Origin of the sequence: Streptomyces sp. NPDC096079 (assembly GCF_040303145.1) — a bacterium.
GTDB lineage: Bacteria > Actinomycetota > Actinomycetes > Streptomycetales > Streptomycetaceae > Streptomyces.
Genome location: NZ_JBEOST010000004.1, coordinates 205,737 through 225,961, shown reverse-complemented (window position 1 = coordinate 225,961; position 20,225 = coordinate 205,737). Strand labels below are relative to the sequence as shown.

Here is a 20,225-nt window from a genome sequence, read left to right as displayed (position 1 = left end):
CTGTCCCCTTCGCGGGGTGATCAGAGCAGGAATCCGGCGGGGAACGGGTCGTCGGGGTCGAGGAAGTACTGGGCGGTGCCGGTGATCCAGGCGCGGCCGGTGACGGTCGGGACGATGGCGGGCCGTCCTCCCACGACGGTCTCGCCGACGATCCGCCCGGTGAACTCGGTCCCGATGAAGGACTCGTTGACGAAGTCGGTGTGCGGGGCGAGCAGCCCGCGCGCGTGGAGCTGGGCCAGGCGGGCGCTGGTGCCGGTGCCGCACGGGGAGCGATCGAACCAGCCGGGGTGGATGGCCATGGCGTGGCGGGAGCGGGTGGCGTCGGAGCCGGGGGCGGCGAGGTAGACGTGCTTGACGCCCGCGAACGCGGGGTTCTCGGGGTGGACGGGCCGGTCGGGTCCCGCGTTGATCGCGTCCATGACGGCGAGCCCGGCGGCGAGCAGCTCCTCCTTGTGGGCGCGGTCGAAGGGCAGGCCCAGGGAGTCGAGGTCGACGAAGGCGTAGAAGTTTCCGCCGTACGCGAGGTCGTAGGTGACCGTTCCGTACCCGGGCACGTCCGCCTTGAGGTCGAGGCCGACGGAGAAGGCGGGCACGTTGGTGAGGGTGACGGAGCGGGCCCGGCCGTCCTCGACCCGGACGTCGACGCTGACGAGCCCCGCGGGGGTGTCGAGGCGGACGGTGGTGACCGGCTCGACGACCGGCACCATGCCCGTCTCCACGAGGACGGTGGCGACGCCGATGGTGCCGTGGCCGCACATCGGCAGCAGGCCGGACACCTCGATGTAGAGGACGCCGTAGTCGGCGTCGGGCCGGGTGGGCGGCTGGAGGATCGCGCCGCTCATCGCCGCGTGGCCCCGCGGCTCGTACATGAGGAGGGTGCGGACGTGGTCGAGGTGCTCGGCGAAGTGGAGCCGCCGCTCGGCCATGGTGGCGCCGGGGATGATCCCGAAACCGCCGGTGATGACCCGGGTGGGCATGCCTTCGGTGTGGGAGTCCACCGCGTGGTAGACGTGGCGGGTGCGCATGGGGGTGCCCTTCTGGTGAGTGGGTGACGGGCGCTACGCGAGGCCCTCGGCGAGGGCCTTCTCCGTGGCGGCGCGCACGACGGCGTCCTGTTCGGGCGTCAGCGGGAGGCGGGGCGGCCGGGTGGCGCCGCCCGGGTGTCCGGCGAGGTCCATGGAGAGCTTGATCGCCTGGACGAACTCGATCCTGGAGTCCCAGCGGAAGAGCGGGTGGAGCGAGCGGTAGAGCGGCAGCGCGACGGCGAGGTCACCGGCGACGGCGGCCCGGTAGAGCGTGGCGCACGCGCGCGGGAGGGCGTTGGGGAAGCCGGCGATCCAGCCGACCGCGCCGGCGAGGGCCAGTTCGAGGAGCACGTCGTCGGCGCCGACGAGCAGGTCGAGGCCGGGGGCGAGCTCGGCGAGCTGGTACGCGCGGCGGACGTCGCCGCTGAACTCCTTCACCGCGACGATGCTGCCCTCGGCGTACAGACGGGCGAGGAGCTCGGGGGTGAGGTCGACCTTGGTGTCGAAGGGGTTGTTGTACGCGACGACGGGCAGCCCGGCCCGGGCGACCTCGGCGTAGTGGGCGCGCACGGACCGCTCGTCGGCCCGGTAGGCGTTGGGCGGCAGGAGGAGGACGGAGCCGGCGCCGGCCTCGGCGGCCTGCTCGGCCCAGCGGCGGGCCTCGGCGCTGCCGTACGCGGAGACCCCCGGCATGACCCTGGCCCCGTCTCCGGCCGCTTCGACGGCGGTCCGCACGACCCGCGCGCGCTCGTCGTCGGTGAGGGTCTGGTACTCGCCGAGAGAGCCGTTCGGGACGACGCCGTCGCAGCCGTCGGCGATCAGCCGGGCCACGTGCCGGGCGTAGGCGTCGTGGTCGACGGAGCCGTCCTCGCGGAAGGGGAGGGCGGTGGCGACCATGATCCCGTGCCAGGGGTGGGCGCGGCGCGTGGGGGGCGCGGGGTTGTGCGCGTGGGCCATGAAGGACTCCCTTGTATGGTGTGTGACATTTTATTGATGGGGGCGGGGTCCACAAGAGTCCCGCGAAAGCTCAGTTCTGACGAACGATCAGAGTGCCCGCGCGAGACGACAGGACCCCGGGGAAGATCGCCCCCGCGCCGACACGGATGATCGAACGCATGCTCGCCCCTGCCGTCTCCGTGCTCGCCCTGGTCCTGGTCCTCGCCGGTGCCGTCGCCCGCCCCTTCCGCCTGCCCGAGGCGGCCTTCGCCGTCCCCGCCGCCGGCGCCGTCCTGGCGGTGGGCGCCCTCACGCCCGAGGCCGTGCGCGAGGAGGCCGAGCGCCTCGGACCGGTGATCGGCTTCCTCGCGGCGGTCCTGGTCCTCGCCAGGCTCTGCGACGACGAGGGGCTCTTCCACGCCTGCGGCACCTGGATGGCCCGCTGGGCCCGCCGCCGCCCCCGGCGCCTGCTCGGCGCCGTCTTCGGGCTGGCCTCGCTGATCACCGCGGCCCTGAGCCTGGACGCCACGGTCGTCCTGCTGACCCCGGTCGTCTTCGCGACCGCCGCCCGGATGGGAGCGCGGCCCGGCCCCCACGCCTACGCGAGCGCGCACCTGTCCAACACGGCCTCGCTGCTGCTGCCGGTCTCGAACCTCACCAACCTGCTCGCGTTCACCGCCACCGGGCTCGGCTTCACCCGGTTCGCGCTCCTGATGCTGCTCCCCTGGCTCGCCGCCATCGCCGTCGAGTACGGGATCTTCCGCCGCTTCTTCGCCCGTGACCTCGCTGCCCCGACCGACCCCGTCGAACCGCCGGAGCCCGTCGCCCCGCCGCTGTTCGCCCTGTGCACGGTGGCCGCGACGCTCGCCGGTTTCGGCCTCGCCTCGGCGACCGGCCTGGACCCGGCGTGGGCGGCCGCGGCGGGCGCGACGGTCCTGGCCGTACGCGCCCTGGCCCGCCGCCGTACGACTCCGCGGGCGCTCGTCCGCTCGGCGGCGCTGCCGTTCCTGGCGTTCGTCCTGGCCCTCGGGGTGGTCGTCCGTGCCGTCGTCGACCAGGGCCTGGGCGCGGCGCTCTCCCACGTCCTCCCGGACGGCACCTCACTCCCGGCGCTGCTGGGCACCGCCGTGCTCGCGGCGGTGCTGGCCAACCTGATCAACAACCTGCCCGCGACCCTGGCCCTGGTGCCGCCGGCGGCGGGCTCGGGACCGGGCGCGGTGCTCGCGGTGCTGATCGGCGTGAACATCGGCCCCAACCTCACGTACGCCGGCTCGCTCGCCACCCTGCTGTGGCGCCGCATCGCCCAGGACCACGACCACCCCGTCGCCCTGGGCGAGTTCACCCGCCTCGGCCTGCTCACCGTCCCCGCCGCCCTGGTGGCGTCGACGGTGGCGCTGTGGGCCTCGCTCCAGCTGCTGGGCGGGTGAGCCCCGGCGGACGGGCGGCCCGGCGCGACCCGACCCGACATCTTCCGTACACCGGGAACCCCGGGCTCCGCTGCTACGTTCTACAAGTCCGTAGAAGCAACCGGCCGGGCCACCGGCCGGGACGAGCGACGTATGGAGCACTCATGGCCCTGTGGGACCGCATCAAGGAATCCGCATCGACGATGCAGACCCAGCTGGTGGCGAAGAAGAACGACCTGAAGAGCGGTGCCTTCAGGGACGCGAGCATGGCCATGTGCGCACTGGTCGCCGCGGCCGACGGCACGATCGACCCCGCCGAGCGGCGCCGCGTCGCCCAGCTCATCGCGACCAACGAGGTGCTGCAGAACTTCGACGCGATCGACCTCCAGCGCCGCTTCGACGCGAACCTGGACAAGCTCACCGCCGACTTCGACTTCGGCAAGGTGAGCGTGCTCCAGGAGATCGCCAAGGCGAAGAAGAAGCCGGCCGAGGCCCGCGCCGTCGTCCAGATCGGCATCGTCATCGGCGGCGCCGACGGCGACTTCGACAAGACGGAGCAGGCCGTCGTCCGCGAGGCCTGCTTCACCCTCGACCTGCCGCCGCACGAGTTCGACCTCTAGGGGGTGTTTCGAAAGACAGGCCCTAGTCGGTGCGGGAGGGCTCGCCCCGCACGGGCACACCCTCGTGGCGCGCGGGAGGGGCGGACCGCGGGGGCGCCGCCCCGTCCCGGTCCGCGTCCCTCCGCCGCCACCGCGTCACCGCCGCGGCGACCGGCTCGGTGAAGCGGGCGGTGAGCGGACCGACGACGACGAGGATGAGCACGTACGCCGTGGCGAACGGGCCCATCTGCGGCTGCACTCCGGCGGTCACGGCCAGCCCGGCGATGACGATCGAGAACTCCCCGCGCGCCACCAGCGTGCCGCCCGCCCGCCACCGCCCCTTGACCCCGATCCCGGCCCTGCGGGCTGCCCAGTGACCGGTGGCGATCTTGGTCAGCGCGGTGACGACGGCCAGGGCGAAGGCGGGAAGGATGACCGGCGGAATGCTGGCCGGGTCGGTGTGCAGACCGAAGAAGACGAAGAAGACCGCGGCGAACAGGTCGCGGAGCGGGCTCAGCAGGGCGTGGGCGCCCTCGGCGACCTCACCGGAGAGGGCGATGCCGACGAGGAACGCGCCGACGGCCGCGGACACCTGGAGCTGCTGGGCGACACCGGCGACCAGCAGGGTCAGGCCGAGGACGACGAGGAGCAGCTTCTCCGGGTCGTCGCTGGAGACGAAACGGGAGATCAGGCGCCCGTAGCGGACGGCGACGAACAGGACGGCCCCGGCCACGCCCAGGGCGATCGCGAGCGTCGCGCTGCCCGCGGCGAGACCGACGCCGGCGAGCAGCGCCGTGATGATGGGCAGGTACACGGCCATCGCCAGGTCCTCCAGGACCAGGATGCTGAGGATGACCGGGGTCTCCCGGTTGCCCAGACGGCCCAGGTCGCCGAGGACCTTGGCGATGACACCGGACGAGGAGATCCAGGTGACGCCGGCCAGGACCACGGCGGCCACCGGCCCCCAGCCCAGCAGCAGCGCGGCCGCCGCGCCGGGCAGGGCGTTGAGGGCGAAGTCGACGAGCCCGGCGGGGTACTGGGTCTTGAGGTTGGAGACGAGGTCGCTCGCCGTGTACTCCAGGCCGAGCATGAGCAGCAGGAGTATCACCCCGATCTCGGCGCCGATGGCGACGAACTCCTCGCTCGCGCCGAGCGGCAGCAGCCCGCCTTTGCCGAAGGCCAGGCCGGCGAGCAGGTAGAGCGGGATCGGGGAGAACCGGAAGCGGCCGGCCAACCGCCCGAGCAGGCCGAGGCCGAGGATGATGGCGCCGAATTCGATCAGGAAGACCGCGGAATGCATCCGCCTCACTCCTGTCCGAGGATCGCGGCGGCCGCGTCGACGCCCTCGCGGGTGCCGATGACGATGAGGGTGTCACCGCCGGCCAGCCGGAAGGCCGGCGTCGGGGACGGTATCGCCCCCGAGCGGCGCAGTACGGCGACGACGGAGGCACCGGCCTCGGTGCGCATCCGCGTCTCGCCGAGCACGCGGCCGTTCCAGTACGAGTGGGCGGAGAGCTCGATCCGCTCGGCGACCAGGCCCAGGTCCGTGGTGTGCAGGACGTTCGGGCTGTGGTGGGCGGGCATCAGCGCGTCGATCAGCGAGGCGGTCTCCGACTCGGTGAGGTGCAGGGACTGGGCGCAGGCGTCGGGGTCGTCGGCCCGGTAGACGTTCACCGTCCGGGTCCCGTCGCGGTGGGCGATGACCGAGAGGTGACGGTGCTCCCGCGTGGTGAAGTCGTACTGGACTCCGATGCCGGGCAGGGGGGTCGTTCTCGTCCGCGGAGCAGGCACAGGCCCGTCCCTCCAGGGGTGTCGTGGTGGGTGGTGTCGAGGCATCGTGCCATCCGCGCGGAGCCTCGGAACATGGGTGTCGGCACGGATGGACAGGGCCCCGGGAGACGGGTGAGGATGAGCCGGGGACATGGGTCCCGCCGCAGGTCAGAGGCGATGAGGAAGGGGAGCGAGTGTCGCTGTACTGGCGCCTGTTCCTGCTCAACGCCTCGGTTCTGGTCGTCGCCGTGCTGCTGCTGTTCGGTCCCGTGACGGTCTCCACCCCCGTCCTGCTCGGCGAGGCGCTCGTCCTCCTGGCCGGCCTGCTCGTGCTGCTCGTCGCCAACGCCGTCCTGCTCCGCGTCGGCCTCGCACCCCTCCAGCGCCTCACCCGGGCGATGCGCACGGCGGACCTGCTGCGGCCGGGCCGGCGCGCGGCGGTGACGGGGCACGGCGAGCTCGCCGACCTGACCCGTACCTTCAACACGATGCTCGACCGGCTCGAAGCCGAGCGGGCCGCGAGCACCGCGCGGGCCCTGTCCGCGCAGGAGGCGGAGCGGCGGCGGATCGCGCAGGAGCTGCACGACGAGGTCGGCCAGACCCTCACCGCCGTACTGCTCCAGCTGAAGCACGCCGCGGACCACGCCCCCGCGGAACTGCGGCCGGAGCTCCACCAGGCGCAGGAGACCACCCGGGCCGGCCTGGACGAGATCCGCCGCATCGCGCGACGCCTGCGGCCGGGCGTCCTGGAGGAGCTGGGCCTGCACAGCGCGCTGAGGTCCCTGGCCGCCGAGTTCTCGACCGGTGGGACGACCGTGCGGCCGCACATCGAGGCGGGCCTGCCGACGCTCGGCCCGGAGACGGAGCTCGTGCTCTACCGGGTCGCCCAGGAGGGCCTGACGAACACGGCCCGCCACGCGGACGCGACCCGGGTCGAGCTGCGGCTGCGGGCGCTGCCGCACGGCGGGGTGGGTCTGCTCGTACGGGACGACGGCCGCGGCATCGGCACGGCACCGGAGGGCGCGGGCCTCCGGGGGATGCGGGAGCGCGCGCTGCTGATCGGCGCGGAACTGACGGTCGGCGGGGGCGCGGACGGAGGGACGGAGATCCGCCTGAACACGAGGACGACGCCATGACCACCCCGGACACCGGGCAGGACGCGCACCCGGCTCCCGCCTTGGGCACTGAGCAGGACGCGCACCCGGCTCCCGCCCCGGACACCGGGCAGGACGCGCACCCGGCTCCCGCCCCGGACGCGAGCCCGGACCCCAAGCCGTACCCGACCCGCATCCTGCTCGCCGACGACCACGCGCTGGTACGGGGCGGGGTGCGGCTCATCCTCGACGCCGAACCGGACCTGACGGTCGTCGCCGAGGCGGCGGACGGGGCGCAGGCCGTGGCCCTGGCCCGCTCGACGGACGTCGACCTGGCCGTCCTCGACATCTCCATGCCGTTGCGGACCGGGCTCCAGGCGGCCCGCGAACTCAGCCGCGCCCGGCCGGAGCTGAGGATCCTGATCCTCACGATGTACGACAACGAGCAGTACTTCTTCGAAGCCCTGAAGGCGGGGGCGAGCGGCTACGTCCTGAAGTCCGTGGCCGACCGGGACCTGGTGGAGGCGTGCCGGGCGGCGGTACGGGACGAGCCGTTCATCTGCCCGGGTGCCGAGAAGGCCCTGATCCGCACCTACCTCGACCGCGCGGAGCAGGGCAGGCCGCTGCCGGACAGGGCCGTGACGGAGCGCGAGGAGGAGATCCTGAAGCTCGTCGCCGAGGGACACAGCTCCAAGGAGATCGGCGAGCTGCTCGTCATCAGCCCGAAGACGGTCGAGCGCCACCGGGCCAACCTCCTCCAGAAGCTGGGCATGCGCGACCGCCTGGAACTCACGCGGTACGCGATCCGCGTCGGCCTGATCGAACCGTAGAACGGTCAGGGCCTGCCGTCGGCGCGCGACCGCTCGGGGCCACGGCCGGGGCGGGCGGAGGGGTCGGCCCGGCCGCCCGCCTTGCCCGGGCGGGGCTCGACGGAGGGCTCGCCGGCGGCGTCGGCGTCCGTCCGGCAGTACGCGGGGACGAGGTCCTCGCCCCCGGCGGCGGCCACCAGCCGCTGCCACGCGACGGACTTCGACGCCCGGCCGTCCTTCTTCGCGAAGGCACGGCAGAGGGCCTCACGGCTCCTGCCGCCGAGGTCCGCGGGGTCCTTCTCGGGCCGCGAGGGGGCGGTCGTGCCGGGCGCGGGGGTGCGGGAGGCGGTCGCCTTCGCGTCCTCGCCCACCGTGGCACCTGCCGTCGACGGTACGGGGGCCGGGGCGGTCGTGGAGCGGCCGGGCCGCGGCTCACCCGGGTCGGGGGTGCCGGTGAAGACCTCGGGGAGGCCGCCGACGGCCAGGGCGACTCCGCCCAGCGTCACGCTCGCGACCAGCGAGGCCAGAACGGCCTTCAGGGGAAGCCGGGAGCGCCGGCGTACGGGACCCGGGGTCCAGTCGTCGAGGTCGCGGGTGGGCAGCGCGCCGTGCAGGCCCGCGTCACGGGCGGCGCGGAAGGCGGCGAGTGCGGTGGCCTCTCCGGGGTCGGCGACGTCACCACCACCGCTCGCGCTCCCGCTGTCCCGCTCGGCGCTCAGCGCGCCCCGCAGCAGCTCTCCCAGGTCGCTGTCGCGCGGCTCGTCAGGCATCCGTCACCTCCCTCTCCCCGTGAGCTGATGCGCAAGTCGCTTCAATCCCCTATGTGCGGCGGACCGTACCGCACCGGGACGCTTGCCCAGCACTCGGGCGGCCGAGGGCCCGTCGAGACCGACGACGACCCGCAGCAGCACGGCCTCGGCCTGGTCCCGCGGAAGGCCCGCGATGAGGGCGAGCGCCCGCTCGGTCGACAGCGCGTCCAGCGCCTCGCCGGCCGCGTCCCCGGCGGCCGGGAGCTCGGAGAGGTCCTGTTCGAACCGGGCGGGACGGGGCCGCGACCGGGAGCGGCGGAGGTGGTCGAGGGCCCGGTGGCGGGCGATGGTCGCGGTCCAGCCGCGGAAGCCCGCGCCGTCCCCGCGGAAGCGGCCGAGGTCCCGGGCTATCTCCAGCCAGGCGTCGGAGGCCACGTCCTCGGCGTCGTCGGCGACGATGCCCCGCAGATAGCCGAGGAGGCCGGGGTGGACGATCCGGTAGGCCTCGGCGAAGGCCTCCTCGTCCCCGCGTCGGGCCCGCTCGACGGCCGCGCCGAGCAGGACGTCGCGAGCGGCCCCGGTCTCCTCGGGGGACGGCTCCTGGCCGTGCGTGGGCGCGTGCCCCGTTCCCTCGCCCACCCGACCTCTTCACACCCCGTACACCCACGAACTCCGGACCCCACGCGCCAACCGGAGCACGCCCATCCTGTCAGACCGTCAACAGGCCCTTCCCGACGCGCCGTCCGGGATGCGGGGCAGGGGACGGCGCGCGCGGGCGGAGCGCCGCCCGTGCAGGGTGAGGAAGTAGAGGTGCAGGGACTCCTTGGGCCCGATCTCGAAACGGTTCACGGTCCGGCCGAGCGGATTCCACAGGCGTCCGTCGGGCATGCGTACCGCGACGGGGTACCGGAAGACAGGTCTCAGGAGGTGTCCGTCCGGCAGGTCCACCCACACGGCCCCGGCCTGCCGCACCAGCACCTGCCCCACATAGGCCCCGAGCCCGAACAGGGCGCCGGCGACGTCCTCCCGGCCGCCGCCGCCCTGCCGCAGCCCGTCGACGATCCGGTCGACGACCCGCAGGCTCCCCACGGAGTAGTCCAGGGGCAGCCGGGCCCCCACGCCCTCCACGAACTCCGCGGCACGCCCCGCCATATCGGCCGCGCACGACGCCAGGCTCTCGCAGTCCACTGATGACCACCCTTCCCATCGAAGCGACGGAACCCACCGAACGACCCAGCGCGCCGCCCCGGGGAAACATCACGGACAGGCGGAGTGACCCTGGTCACAGCTGCCATCGCCTACCATCACGGCCGAAGGCCACGGCCACACCCCTCTCACCCCCAGGAACACCGATGCGGAACAAGGCATCCCTCCGTTCGGGTCGGACCGTCCCGAACGCCGAGAGCGCGGCGTCATGACTGCCCCACGCCAGGACCCCCTGCGCGATCCGCACTTCTTCACCGACCCGTACCCCACGTACGACAGGCTGCGCGAAGGCTGCCCGGTCCAACGGATCCCCACCGGCTCCGGCGGGCACCACGCGTACCTGATCACCGGTCATCCGGAGGCCCGCGAGGCCTTCGCCGACACCCGCCTGTCCAAGGACACCGCCCGCTTCTTCGCCGGCCGGGCGTCGCACCGCGACCTGCACCCGGCGTTCGCCCGCAACATGCTGGCGAGCGACCCACCGGCGCACACCCGCCACCGGAGGGTGGCGACGCCGTTGTTCACGACCGGCCGCGTCCGGAAGCTGCGCCCGTACATCACCCGGGTCGTCGACGACCTGACGGCCGCGTGGCGACCGGGCGCGGACGTCGACCTCGTCGCGGACCTGGCGGTCCCTCTGCCGGTCGCCGTCATCTGCGAGTTGCTGGGGGTGCCGGAAACCGATCGCGGCATGCTCGCCGACTGGTCCCACGACCTCTTCGACGCGGCCGACACCGACCGCGTCGACGCCGCGTCACACCGGATCGGCGACTACCTGACCGGTCTCGCCGACCGGTCCCGCGCCGGCTCGGACGACGGCCCGCTCCAGTCGCTCCTGGACGACGGCGAGGAAGGCGGCCTCGACCGGGACGAGACCGTCTCCCTGGCCGCCCTCCTCCTGGTGGCCGGGCACGAGACGACCACCCACTTCATCGGCAACGCCACCCTGGCCCTGCTCCGGCACCCGGAGGCGTACGACCGGCTGCGGAGGAGTCCCGACCTGATCCCCGGCGCCCTGGACGAACTGCTCCGCTACGACTCGCCGGTGAGCGTGGCCACGTTCCGCCACAGCACGGAGGACCTGCACGTCGGCGGGACCGACATCCCGGCGGGCTTCCCGGTGCTCATCGCCCCCGGGGCCGCGAACCGCGACCCGGCGGCGTTCCCGGACCCGCACCGTCTCGACCTCGACCGCGACGCGGCCGGCCACCTCTCGTTCGGCCACGGCATCCACCGCTGCCCGGGCGCTCCCCTGGCCCGGGCGGAGGCGGAAATCGCCCTGCGTGCCGTGCTGACCCGCTTCCCGAACACGCGCCTGTCCGTCCCCGCAGACCACCTCACCTGGCGCCGGACCCGCCTGACCCGAGGCCTGGAGACCCTCCCGCTCACCCTCGCCTGACGCGCCCCGACAGGGCGGGCCCCGCCCGGAATGGGCGCGGGCCCATGGACGCCCCATGCCTCCATGGCGTGCTCGGCTACTCTGTCGCCCTCATGGACGCGCGGCAGACGAACGGCACGAACGACACGACCCCCCTGCTGCGTCTGCACCTTTTGGGCGGGTTCCGGGCGACCCGTGACACGGGCCCCTCGACAGCGGAACGTTGGCCCCGCCCCGGCGCCCGGACCTTGGTGAAGCTGCTCGCCGTCACGCCCGGCCACCGGCTCCACCGCGAACAGGCCATGGGGATCTGCTGGCCCGACGCCGACGCACAGGCCGCGCTGCGCAGTCTGCGCGTCGCCCTGCACGCGGCTCGCCACGCCCTCGAACCGGAGCTCGTCCCGCGCGCCACCTCCTCCTACCTGGTCTCCGACGGCTCGCTGCTGCTGCTCGATCCGCGGACCGTGTGGATCGACGCCGACCACGCCGAGGAGGCGGCGCTGGCCGCGCTCGCCGCCGGCGACATCGCCGTACTCTCCGCGGCGGCACGGCGGTTCACCGGCGAGCTGCTGCCGGAAGACCGGTACGCGCAGTGGGCCCAGACCCGCCGTGACCGGCTCGCGGGACTCGGAGAGCAGGTGCTGCTCGCGCTCGCGACGGCCCAGCTCACGGCGGAGGCACACGCGGAGGCCACGGCCACGGTCGAGCAGGTGCTCGCGGCCAACCCGGCCGAGGAGGCCGCGCACCGGATCCTGATGGAGTCGTATCTGCGCCGGGGGCTGCGGCGGCTCGCGGTGCGCCAGTACCACCTGTGCCGGGAGGCCCTCGATGCCGAGCTGGGGATACGGCCGGGGTCCGAGACGGAACGGCTGCACCGTCAGGCGCTCACCGACGCGCCCGCTCCGGCCCTCTCCGCGCCGTCGCTGCCCGGGCCGCTGCGGGCAGCGCCCGTGGCGCCGCTGCGGGGCCGCGACGAGGCGCTCGCCCGGCTCCTCGTGGCCGACAGGCCGCCGGTGACGCTGCTCACCGGCGAGGCGGGCGTCGGCAAGACCAGCCTGGCCCGGGAGGCGGCGCGGCGGGCCGCCCGGGGCGGGACGGCCGTGCTGTGGGGCGGTGGCCACGACGCGGAGGGGCACACGCCGTACGGCGCGTTCGCCGAGGCGATGGACGGCTGGCTGGCCGAACGGGACGCCGGGGAGCGCGCGAGGATCGGTGCCGAGCATCCCGAGCTGGCCGCGTTCCTCCCGTCGCTGGGACGCGTAGGCGCGGAGAGCGACCGCAGCCCCGAGGAGGAACGGGACCGGTTGTTCCGGGCGAGTGCGGCGCTGCTCGGCGACCTGGCCGCGGCGCGCCCGGTGCTGGTGGTCCTCGACGACCTGCATGCCGCCGACACCGGCTCGTACCAGCTGCTCGGCCATCTGGCCCGGCGGGCCGTGGAGCGGAACGCGACCCTACGGTTCCTGGTCACGTACCGGGAGGAGGAACTGCCCGAGGGCGATCCGCGACGCTCGGTCATGGCGTCCCTGCTGCGCCAGCGTCTCGCCGTGCGCGAGGGAGTGGAGCGACTCGGCAGGGAGGCCTGCCTCGATGTCGTGCGTGACGCCTCCGGGGACGCGACGCGCGGCGACCGCGCCCAGCGCGTGTGGGAACTCTCCCTCGGGAACCCGCTGTTCGCCCTCGAACTCGCCCGCGGCCTGATGGACGCGAGCGACTCTGACAACGTTGCCCCGGAGGGTGTGCGAGAGCTGGTGTCCGACCGCCTCCTCCGGCTCGACGCGGACGCGCGCCGCGTCGTCGAGGCGCTGTCCGCGGCCGGCGGCGAAGCCGCGCTGACCGAGCTGCTCGACGTGGCCGAACACGGGCTGCACCCGCCCCTGTCCGGCGCCGCCGCGGCCGACGCCCTGGAGCGGGCCATCGCCGCCTCGCTCGTCGACGAGCGGCAGGTGGTGGTGGCCGGGCGGGCCGAGGCGGGGGTGGCGTTCCGGCACCCGCTGGTCCGTCTCACCTGCTACGAGCAGCTGTCCGCGATCCGCCGCCGCGGCCTGCACGCCGCGTTCGCGCAGGCGGTCCTGCGCCGCCGCCCGGACGCCGTCGACGCCCTCGCTTCGCATTTCGCGCGGGCGGACGACCCGCGCGCGGCGGCGTACCTGCGCCGCGCCGCCGAGCGCGCCGCCGCCCTGTACGCCAACGACACCGCCGACCGCTACTACCGCGATCTCGTCGCGCGGCTCGACGTCGACGCCGCCCGCGCCCGTCTCGCGCACAGTCATGTCCTGCGCAGAATGGGCCACTTCGAGGAGGCGGCGGAGGCGCTGCGACTCGCCCTGGCCGAGTTCGAGCGGCGGGGCGACCACGACGACACGGTCCTCGCGGCGGCGCTGCTCGCCGAGGCCCTGGCCAAGACCCGCGCCCCCGCGTCCGGCCGCCGTACGCTGTGCGCGCACCCGGTGACCGCGGACACCGCGCCGGAACCCACCGCCAGTCACTTCATCGCCCTGGCCGTCGTGCGCTGCGTCCAGGGGCAGTACGCGGCGGGAGCGGAGGCCGCCCGGCGTGCGCTGGCGGCCGCGCGGAACGTGCCCGGGACACCGGGGCTGGGGCTGACCGCCCGCGCCTTCGCCCTGCAGGCCGCCAGTCTCGGGCTCGCCGGCCGGCTCGACCAGGCGCGCGCGGCGGGCGACCAGGCCCTGGCACCGGCCGAGGCGTACGGGGATCCGACCCTGCTCGGCTCGGTCCTCTCGACGCTCCGCGAGAACGCGCGGAGGGCCGGCCGGCTTCGCGAGGCCGTCCGGATCGGGGATCGGGCACTGGCCCTGGCCGAGCGGTCCGGCGATCCGATCGCCGCCGCGTTCGAGCGGGCGAACCTCGCCGAACTGCGACTCCTGCTCGAAGAGCCCGAGCCGGCCCGGGCCCTCGCGGAGCGTGCCGTGTCGGGCGCGGAGGCGTACGACGCCTGGTGCCTTCCGCACGCTCTCGCGACGATGGCGCGCGTATGGGCGTTCCTCGGCGAGACGACGAAGGCCGGCGCCATCGTGGACCGCGCCGAAGTGGTCGCCACCGCGCTCGGCGACCGGCAGGCGGAGCACGAGGCGCGCACGGCCCGCGCCGAACTGGCCCTGTACGCACATCGCCCGGACGAGGCGCTGCGCGCCCTGGACGGGCACGCCGACGACGCACCGGTCCTGGTGGCCTGGGCGGAACTCCAGTCGGGCCGGGCCGAGACCGCCCTGCGGCTGGCGCGGGCGGAGGTGGCGCGATCCGAGCGCACCGGGGAACGGCTCGCCGAAGTCGAGTCGCGGATCGCCCAGGGGGCGGCGCTGACCCGACTCGGCCGGACGCCGGAGGGCACGCGGGAGCTGACCCGCGCCGAGGCCTTGGCCGAGACGTTGCCGTATCCGGCCGGGACGCGCCGGGCGACGTGGGCGCGAGGCCTGCTGCGCGAGGCGCGCCGACGGTGACGACGCTCCGCGCGCGGACGCGGGGAAAGAGATGGCTGACGTCCCTGCCCGGCCCACCGCGCCCTCGGCACCCGTCCCGCGGAGGCCGGAGCACCTGGGCAGCCGAGCGCTGTAATGCCCGAGTAACGGCGTCTCTCTAGCGTCCGAGCTCCCCCGTCAATGTCCCGGAGGAGCACCCCCGATGCACCTGTCCCACCCACGGCGCAGATCCGCCGCGTGGACGGCGGTCGCGGTCACCGCGGCCGCCCTGCTCACCGCGCCGCTCGCCGCGGCCGCGTCTCCCCTCCCGTCCGGCTCGGCCGGACCGTCCGCCACGGTCGACCCGGCCCTCTCCTCGGCCGTGGCCGACGGCGGCGAGGCGACGTTCTTCGTCGTCCTGAAGGACCGGGCCGACCTCTCGGCGCCCAAGGGCAGGCGTGGCCACGCCGCCAAGGCGAAAGCCGCGTTCACGGAGCTCCGCGCGCACGCCGCGAACAGTCAGAAGTCGCTGACCTCCTTCCTCGACAAGGAGAAGGTGGGGCACAAGGACTTCTGGATCGCCAACGCCGTCGAGATCAAGGGTGACGCGGCCCTCGTCGCGAAGCTCGCGAAGCGCTCCGACGTCGCGAGGATCGTCAAGGAGCAGCACTACGAGCTGGACGACGTCGAGGCCTCGGGAGGCAAGGTCGAGGCGGCCACGGCGGACGACGCCGACGCCGCCGCAGAGTGGGGCATCAGCGACATCCAGGCCGACAAGGTCTGGTCGCAGTACGAGGACCGTGGCGAGGGCATCGTCATCGCCAACGTCGACTCGGGGGTGCAGTACGACCACCCGGACCTGGTGGCGAACTACCGCGGCAACAACGGCGACGGCTCCTTCACGCACGACTACAACTGGTACGACCCGACCGGCCAGTGCGGCACCGAGGGCGTCCCCTGCGACAACAACGGCCACGGCACCCACACGATGGGCACGATGGCCGGCGCGAACGGCATCGGCGTCGCCCCCGGCGCCACGTGGATAGCGGCCAAGGGCTGCGAGTCGCGGTCCTGCTCCGACGGCGCCCTGCTCGCCGCCGGCCAGTGGATCCTCGCGCCGACCGACCACACCGGCCGGAACCCGCGTCCGGAACTCGCCCCGAACATCGTCAACAACTCCTGGGGCGGCGGAAGGACGACCTTCTACCAGGACATCGTCGAGGCCTGGAACTCGGCCGGCATCTTCGAGGCGTTCGCCGCGGGCAACGCCGGCAACGGCACGACGTGCTCCACCACCGAGGCTCCGGGCGCACAGGCCCCCGCGTACGGTGTCGGTGCCTACGACTCCACCGGCAGGATCGCCTCGTTCTCCGGCTTCGGTCCGTCCCCCGTCGACGGCTCCATGAAGCCGAACATCTCGGCCCCCGGCGTCAACGTCCGTTCCGCGTGGCCTGGTTCGTCGTACAACACCATCAACGGTACGTCGATGGCGACGCCGCACGTCGCGGGCGCCGTGGCGCTGCTGTGGGCGGCCTCCCCCTCGCTGATCGGTGACATCGCCAAGACCCGCGCGCTGCTCGACCAAGGTGCCCGGAACGTCGACGACACCCACTGCGGCGGCACCGTCGAAGCGAACAACGTCTGGGGCGAGGGCAGGCTCGACATCCTGGCCTCGGTGCAGAGGGCTCCGCAGGAGGCCGCCAACGTGACCGGCAAGGTCACCGCCGGGTCGACCGGTGAGGCGCTCACCGACATCACCGTCAAGGTGACCAACGGCTCCGACACCCGGACCGTGACCACCGGCTCGGACGGCGGCTACCGGTTGGCGCTGCTCCCGGGCACCTACACCTTCGCGTTCTCCGGTTACGGCTACCGCGACTCCGAACTGACCGGCGTCGGCCTGGTCGACGGCCAGACGCTGACGCAGGACGTCGCCCTGACCGCTGTCCCGCAGCACGCCGTGACCGGCACGGTCCTGGACGTCACCGGCAAGCCGCTCGCCAGGGCCACCGTCGCGGTCACCGGCACCCCGGTCGCCGCGGTCACCTCCCGCGCCGACGGCACGTTCACGCTGCCGAAGGTCGCCGAGGGCAGCTACACCCTGGACGTGACGCCCACCGCCCCGGTGCTGTGCAACGGCATCGCCGCCGCGCCGCTGACGGTCGACGGCGACGAGGTCACCACGGTCCGGCTCCCCGAGCGCACCGACACGTTCGGCAACGGCTGCGCCCCGACCGCGTACTCCTGGGTCAAGGGCGTCGACAAGGTCGCCCTGAGCGGTGACGAGGACGCCACGACGATCTCGCTGCCCTTCTGGGTCAGCCTGTACGGCGTCGACTACAACAGCGCCTCCGTCACCACCAACGGCCTGATCAACTTCATGGCCCCGCGCCTGGGCGACTACGAGAACACCGCGCTGCCCGCCGCCGACGAGCCCGACGGCATCGCCGCCCCGTTCTGGGACGACTTGACCCTCGACAACAGGTCGAGCGTGCAGACGGCCACCACCGGCAAGGCCGGCAAGCGCCGGTTCGCGATCGTCTGGAACAACGCCGCACTGGTGTCCGACAACAGCCGAGTCACCTTCGAGGCGGTCTTCGACGAGGCCACCGGCGACATGACCTTCCAGTACAAGTCCGTGCCCGGGAAGGGCTCCGGCGCCACCGTCGGCATCGAGAACCAGACCGGCAGCGACGCCCTCCCCTACTCCTTCGACCAGGCCGTCCTGACCGACGGTTCGGCGATCCGCATCACGCAGGGAGCCAAGTGATGAGAACCACCCACACCTCCAGGCAGGCCCTGCGCCTCGCCTCCGCCCTGGTCGCCACGGGACTCGCGCTGACCAGCGCGCCGCACGCGCTGGCGGCCGACGACGCCTCGGTCATGACGCTGTCGACCGCCGAGGCGGAGCGGCTCGGCGACCACATGGGTGTCGACGTGTACGGCGACCGGCTGACCGAGGACTCCACCGGCGAGGACACCGCCACGCGGGAGAGCTCCGGCGAGGCCTCCGCCGTCGACCCCGGCACCCCGGTCACCTTCAACGCGAAGTCCACACTGGAAGGCGTACGCGGCGTCGGCGCCACCGTGCCGGCGGCCGACGGCCAGTACTTCACCGTGCACAGCCTCGGCAACATCCAGCTGCACGAGGCCGACGGCTCCACCACGTGGGCGCGCACCAACGCCTCGCTGTACGCGGACTGGAAGGTCAAGAACATCCGGCCGTGGCAGACCGAGCCCTACCCGGCGCGGATCCTGATGGGCTACAACGCCATCAGCCCGTTCTCGCCCACCTCGGACCAGGGCTACGACACCGGTGACCTGACCGGCGACGGCACACCGGACCTCGTCTTCACCGCGTCCGTCGGCAGCGTGCCCTACCGGGCCTTCACCTCACCGGGCTCCTCGCTGTACACCGGCACGTTCGTGACGGTCCTCGACGGCAGGACCGGCAAGACCCTGTGGTCGAAGCTGTACGCGTACGCCTCGATGGTCAAGATCGTCGACGGCACCCTGCTCGTCGCCGACGCGCCGCGCCTGAACGACGGCGGTGCCCCGACGACGGCCACGGCCACCCTCAGCGGGCTGCGTTTCGCCTACGCCGACGGCGCCCTGACCCCGTCGGCGACGTGGACGTACGACACCGGGGAAGCGCGTCCCGCCACCTGGGGCGGCATCGAGGCCGTCGGCGACGGCAAGGTCGCCGTCTCCTGGAACCTGCGCAGGACCACCGCCGTCGCCGCACACGGCACCACCCTCGTCCTCGACACCGCCGACGGCGCGGTGGCCTGGAGGACGGGCAGCGAACTCTACGGCCGCCGACTCCACCTGGACGCCGGACGGGACCGCGTGGTCGCCCTGGAGCAGGCGGACGTCAACGACGCGGTGAAGTACGAGGTCGTCTCCTACGACCTGGCGAGCGGCGAGCGCACCACCCTCGACACGCGGATCAACGCGCTGCCCACCGCCATGACCGTCGGCGACGTCACCGGCGCGGCCGGTGCCGAGTACGCGGTCAGCGAGTCGACGCTCACGTCCTCGTACTCCATCAACGCCAGTACGATCCGCGTCCTCAAGGGCGCGGACGGGTCGTCCGTCGAGTGGTCCCACACGACCAAGCGCGGTGCCGACAACGCCCGGGACGGCGCCAGCACCTGGGATCTGGACGTCGTCGGCGGCAAGCTGGTCGCCTCGGCGCAGGACGACCGGGACATGCAGAACGCCAAGAACACCGGCGGCCTGGCCTACGGCTCGTTGACGGCGTTCAACTCCAAGGGCAAGGCCGTCTGGCGCCACGAGGGCCTGGACGCCTCGCCGCTGGTCCACCAGGTGTTCCGCTCGGGCGGCAACGACTACGTGCGCGTCGTCGACCAGTCCCAGAACATCCACGCGTACCAGCTCGGCAACGGCAAGGAGAAGAACCTCACCCCGCTCCAGGGCGACATGAACTACGGGGCGACCGCCGACCTGGACGGCGACCGGAAGCCGGACGTCATCGCGGGCGGCAGCTCACGCGGCGTCTGGGCCTGGTCCGGCCCGTCGCTCGTCAAGGGCGGCGAGCCGAAGCAGCTGTGGCGGGCCACCGTGCCCGGCACCGTGCGCGCCGTCGCGACCGGTGACGTCAACGGCGACGGAAGGCCCGAGGTCGTCGTCGCCGCGGACTCCGCCACGGTCGTCCTCGACGGCACCACCGGCAACGTGCTGACGACCATCGACGGCGCCGGGAAGTTCGTCCGCTCGGTCACCGTCGCCGACGTCAACGGCGACGGGAAGGCCGAGATCCTCGTCCCGACCGACGCGCTGCGCGCCTACAACGCCCGCGGCACACTGCTGTGGACCTACTCCGCTCCCACCGACCGGGCCGACGTCGTCTTCTCCGACACCAGCGTCGGGGACGGCCGGGTGTACGCCCAGTACACCACCGAGAACGCGTTCTGGGACGGCGAGGCGGTCGTCGGCGGCGTGGCCCTCGACGGCGCCACCGGCACGGTGAAGTGGAACGCCGCCCCCGAGGCCCCGGCCAGGGCGGTGGACGGCAAGCTGCACGGCGCCGTCCTCGACCACGGCACCTTCGCCTCGCCGAACATCCCGTACGCGGACGGACACGCGGTCGTCAACACCTGGATCGTGATGGCCGACCCGACGGTCGCCGGTGACCTGAGCACGGCGTCCCCGCGGGTCGTCGTCGAGATCCGCGACGGCCGCACCGGTGCGTTGCTGCACCAGACGGCGACCGGCAGCCCCTGGTCGCACGGCAACTTCTTCGTCGACGGCAGGAACGACGCGCTCTACTCGGTCAGTTTCGGCTCGATCTACGGCTACCCGGCCGACGGCGACGACACGCGCGCCTCGGTGATCGCCAGCCTGCGCACCGCCGGCTTCGCCACCGGCCCCGGCGGCCGCAAGCTGGTGATCGGCGGCACCGAAGCCGGCCTGGCCGCGTACGACCCGTCGCAGCTGACCTACGACGGGGCCTTCCAGTCCAGCCGGGGCGGAGCCACCCTGATGGGCGCGCGCAGCTACCTCACCGCCGACCTCGACGGCGACGGCGTGGACGATGCCGTCTCCCTCAACTACGACGACTTCGGCGTCAACCGCGCGGCCGAACTGCTGGGCGGCGGCGTCCTGTCCCTGAACAACGCCATCCACCAGGTGACGACCTACACCCTGTCCTGACCCCCACGCCACCGAAACCCCCTGGGCCTCGCCCAGGGGGTCCTCAGCATACGCACCGACCCCGCGCACCCCCGAAGCACCGGAGCCCGCAGCTCACGCGTCCTTCTTCACCGGCTCCAGGATCGCGACGCACTCCACGTGGTGGGTCATCGTTTACACGT

The 20,225-nt window shown here is 73.6% G+C and carries 15 protein-coding genes; 8 read left to right on the top strand and 7 right to left on the bottom strand.

The genetic code is table 11. The annotated features are described in order from the left end of the window. Window positions 1-20: 20 nt before the first annotated feature. Both ABTY59_RS11405 and ABTY59_RS11400 read right to left on the bottom strand, forming a co-directional pair. Complete coding sequence (locus tag ABTY59_RS11405) at window positions 21-1,025, bottom strand: proline racemase family protein (RefSeq protein WP_352018672.1); 1,005 nt, start codon at window positions 1,023-1,025, stop codon at window positions 21-23. A gap of 33 nt (window positions 1,026-1,058) precedes the next feature. Then, window positions 1,059-1,982, bottom strand: coding sequence for a dihydrodipicolinate synthase family protein (locus tag ABTY59_RS11400; protein ID WP_352018671.1), 924 nt, complete (start codon window positions 1,980-1,982; stop codon window positions 1,059-1,061). A 158-nt stretch (window positions 1,983-2,140) separates the two neighbouring features. Between ABTY59_RS11400 and ABTY59_RS11395 the strand changes: the two genes are divergently transcribed. After that, window positions 2,141-3,388 carry an SLC13 family permease gene (locus ABTY59_RS11395; protein WP_352018670.1) on the top strand — a complete coding sequence of 416 codons (1,248 nt, stop codon included), beginning with the start codon at window positions 2,141-2,143 and terminating at the stop codon, window positions 3,386-3,388. 143 nt (window positions 3,389-3,531) lie between these two features. Further along, window positions 3,532-3,987: a tellurite resistance TerB family protein gene (locus ABTY59_RS11390; RefSeq protein ID WP_189806106.1), complete on the top strand. Its 456-nt coding sequence runs from the start codon at window positions 3,532-3,534 to the stop codon at window positions 3,985-3,987. A gap of 22 nt (window positions 3,988-4,009) precedes the next feature. Here ABTY59_RS11390 and ABTY59_RS11385 read toward each other — a convergent pair whose 3' ends face one another. Both ABTY59_RS11385 and ABTY59_RS11380 read right to left on the bottom strand, forming a co-directional pair. Next, window positions 4,010-5,266: a cation:proton antiporter gene (locus ABTY59_RS11385; protein ID WP_352018669.1), complete on the bottom strand. Its 1,257-nt coding sequence runs from the start codon at window positions 5,264-5,266 to the stop codon at window positions 4,010-4,012. Window positions 5,267-5,271: 5 nt separating this feature from the next. Next, complete coding sequence (locus ABTY59_RS11380; protein WP_352018668.1) at window positions 5,272-5,757, bottom strand: cation:proton antiporter regulatory subunit; 486 nt, start codon at window positions 5,755-5,757, stop codon at window positions 5,272-5,274. A gap of 173 nt (window positions 5,758-5,930) precedes the next feature. On the opposite strand from ABTY59_RS11380, the gene ABTY59_RS11375 reads away from it, so the two are divergent. Together ABTY59_RS11375 and ABTY59_RS11370 are read left to right on the top strand one after the other, a co-directional pair. Further along, window positions 5,931-6,872, top strand: coding sequence for a HAMP domain-containing sensor histidine kinase (locus ABTY59_RS11375; RefSeq protein WP_352018667.1), 942 nt, complete (start codon window positions 5,931-5,933; stop codon window positions 6,870-6,872). Beyond that, window positions 6,869-7,660: a response regulator gene (locus tag ABTY59_RS11370; RefSeq protein ID WP_352018666.1), complete on the top strand. Its 792-nt coding sequence runs from the start codon at window positions 6,869-6,871 to the stop codon at window positions 7,658-7,660. The genes ABTY59_RS11375 and ABTY59_RS11370 overlap by 4 nt, the downstream gene beginning before the upstream one ends. Before the next feature lie 5 nt (window positions 7,661-7,665). Here ABTY59_RS11370 and ABTY59_RS11365 read toward each other — a convergent pair whose 3' ends face one another. The 3 genes from ABTY59_RS11365 to ABTY59_RS11355 form a co-directional block, all read right to left on the bottom strand. Then, on the bottom strand, window positions 7,666-8,409 hold the full coding sequence (locus ABTY59_RS11365; protein WP_352018665.1) for a hypothetical protein: 744 nt from the start codon (window positions 8,407-8,409) through the stop codon (window positions 7,666-7,668). A gap of 3 nt (window positions 8,410-8,412) precedes the next feature. Next, window positions 8,413-9,027 (bottom strand): RNA polymerase sigma factor, encoded by a 615-nt coding sequence (locus ABTY59_RS11360; protein WP_403540924.1) that lies wholly within the window; start codon window positions 9,025-9,027, stop codon window positions 8,413-8,415. Between the two features lie 78 nt (window positions 9,028-9,105). Continuing rightward, the gene (locus ABTY59_RS11355) at window positions 9,106-9,576 is read right to left on the bottom strand and encodes a hypothetical protein (RefSeq protein ID WP_352018664.1); all 471 of its coding nucleotides are present in this window, start codon (window positions 9,574-9,576) and stop codon (window positions 9,106-9,108) included. Window positions 9,577-9,802: 226 nt separating this feature from the next. Between ABTY59_RS11355 and ABTY59_RS11350 the strand changes: the two genes are divergently transcribed. The 4 genes from ABTY59_RS11350 to ABTY59_RS11335 all read left to right on the top strand — a co-directional run bounded on the left by ABTY59_RS11350 (window position 9,803) and on the right by ABTY59_RS11335 (window position 20,064). After that, the gene (locus ABTY59_RS11350) at window positions 9,803-10,993 is read left to right on the top strand and encodes a cytochrome P450 family protein (protein ID WP_352018663.1); all 1,191 of its coding nucleotides are present in this window, start codon (window positions 9,803-9,805) and stop codon (window positions 10,991-10,993) included. Window positions 10,994-11,061: 68 nt separating this feature from the next. After that, a complete protein-coding gene (locus ABTY59_RS11345; RefSeq protein ID WP_352018662.1) occupies window positions 11,062-14,430 on the top strand; it encodes an ATP-binding protein in 3,369 nt (1,122 codons plus the stop codon). A 181-nt stretch (window positions 14,431-14,611) separates the two neighbouring features. After that, entirely contained in the window at window positions 14,612-17,158 is a 2,547-nt protein-coding gene (locus tag ABTY59_RS11340; RefSeq protein ID WP_352018661.1) for a S8 family serine peptidase, read from the top strand. Beyond that, complete coding sequence (locus ABTY59_RS11335) at window positions 17,158-20,064, top strand: FG-GAP-like repeat-containing protein (protein ID WP_352018660.1); 2,907 nt, start codon at window positions 17,158-17,160, stop codon at window positions 20,062-20,064. Before ABTY59_RS11340 ends, ABTY59_RS11335 begins: the two co-directional genes overlap by 1 nt. The last annotated feature ends 161 nt before the right edge of the window (window positions 20,065-20,225 follow it).

What these genes read in the sequence shown, in the direction of transcription:
- ABTY59_RS11405 (WP_352018672.1), bottom strand. Translation starts at nt 1,025, where the DNA reads ATGCGCACCCGCCACGTCTACCACGCGGTGGACTCCCACACCGAAGGC.
- ABTY59_RS11370 (WP_352018666.1), top strand. Translation starts at nt 6,869, where the DNA reads ATGACCACCCCGGACACCGGGCAGGACGCGCACCCGGCTCCCGCCTTG.
- ABTY59_RS11395 (WP_352018670.1), top strand. Translation starts at nt 2,141, where the DNA reads ATGCTCGCCCCTGCCGTCTCCGTGCTCGCCCTGGTCCTGGTCCTCGCC.
- ABTY59_RS11335 (WP_352018660.1), top strand. Translation starts at nt 17,158, where the DNA reads ATGAGAACCACCCACACCTCCAGGCAGGCCCTGCGCCTCGCCTCCGCC.
- ABTY59_RS11340 (WP_352018661.1), top strand. Translation starts at nt 14,612, where the DNA reads ATGCACCTGTCCCACCCACGGCGCAGATCCGCCGCGTGGACGGCGGTC.
- ABTY59_RS11400 (WP_352018671.1), bottom strand. Translation starts at nt 1,982, where the DNA reads ATGGCCCACGCGCACAACCCCGCGCCCCCCACGCGCCGCGCCCACCCC.
- ABTY59_RS11390 (WP_189806106.1), top strand. Translation starts at nt 3,532, where the DNA reads ATGGCCCTGTGGGACCGCATCAAGGAATCCGCATCGACGATGCAGACC.
- ABTY59_RS11350 (WP_352018663.1), top strand. Translation starts at nt 9,803, where the DNA reads ATGACTGCCCCACGCCAGGACCCCCTGCGCGATCCGCACTTCTTCACC.
- ABTY59_RS11385 (WP_352018669.1), bottom strand. Translation starts at nt 5,266, where the DNA reads ATGCATTCCGCGGTCTTCCTGATCGAATTCGGCGCCATCATCCTCGGC.
- ABTY59_RS11365 (WP_352018665.1), bottom strand. Translation starts at nt 8,409, where the DNA reads ATGCCTGACGAGCCGCGCGACAGCGACCTGGGAGAGCTGCTGCGGGGC.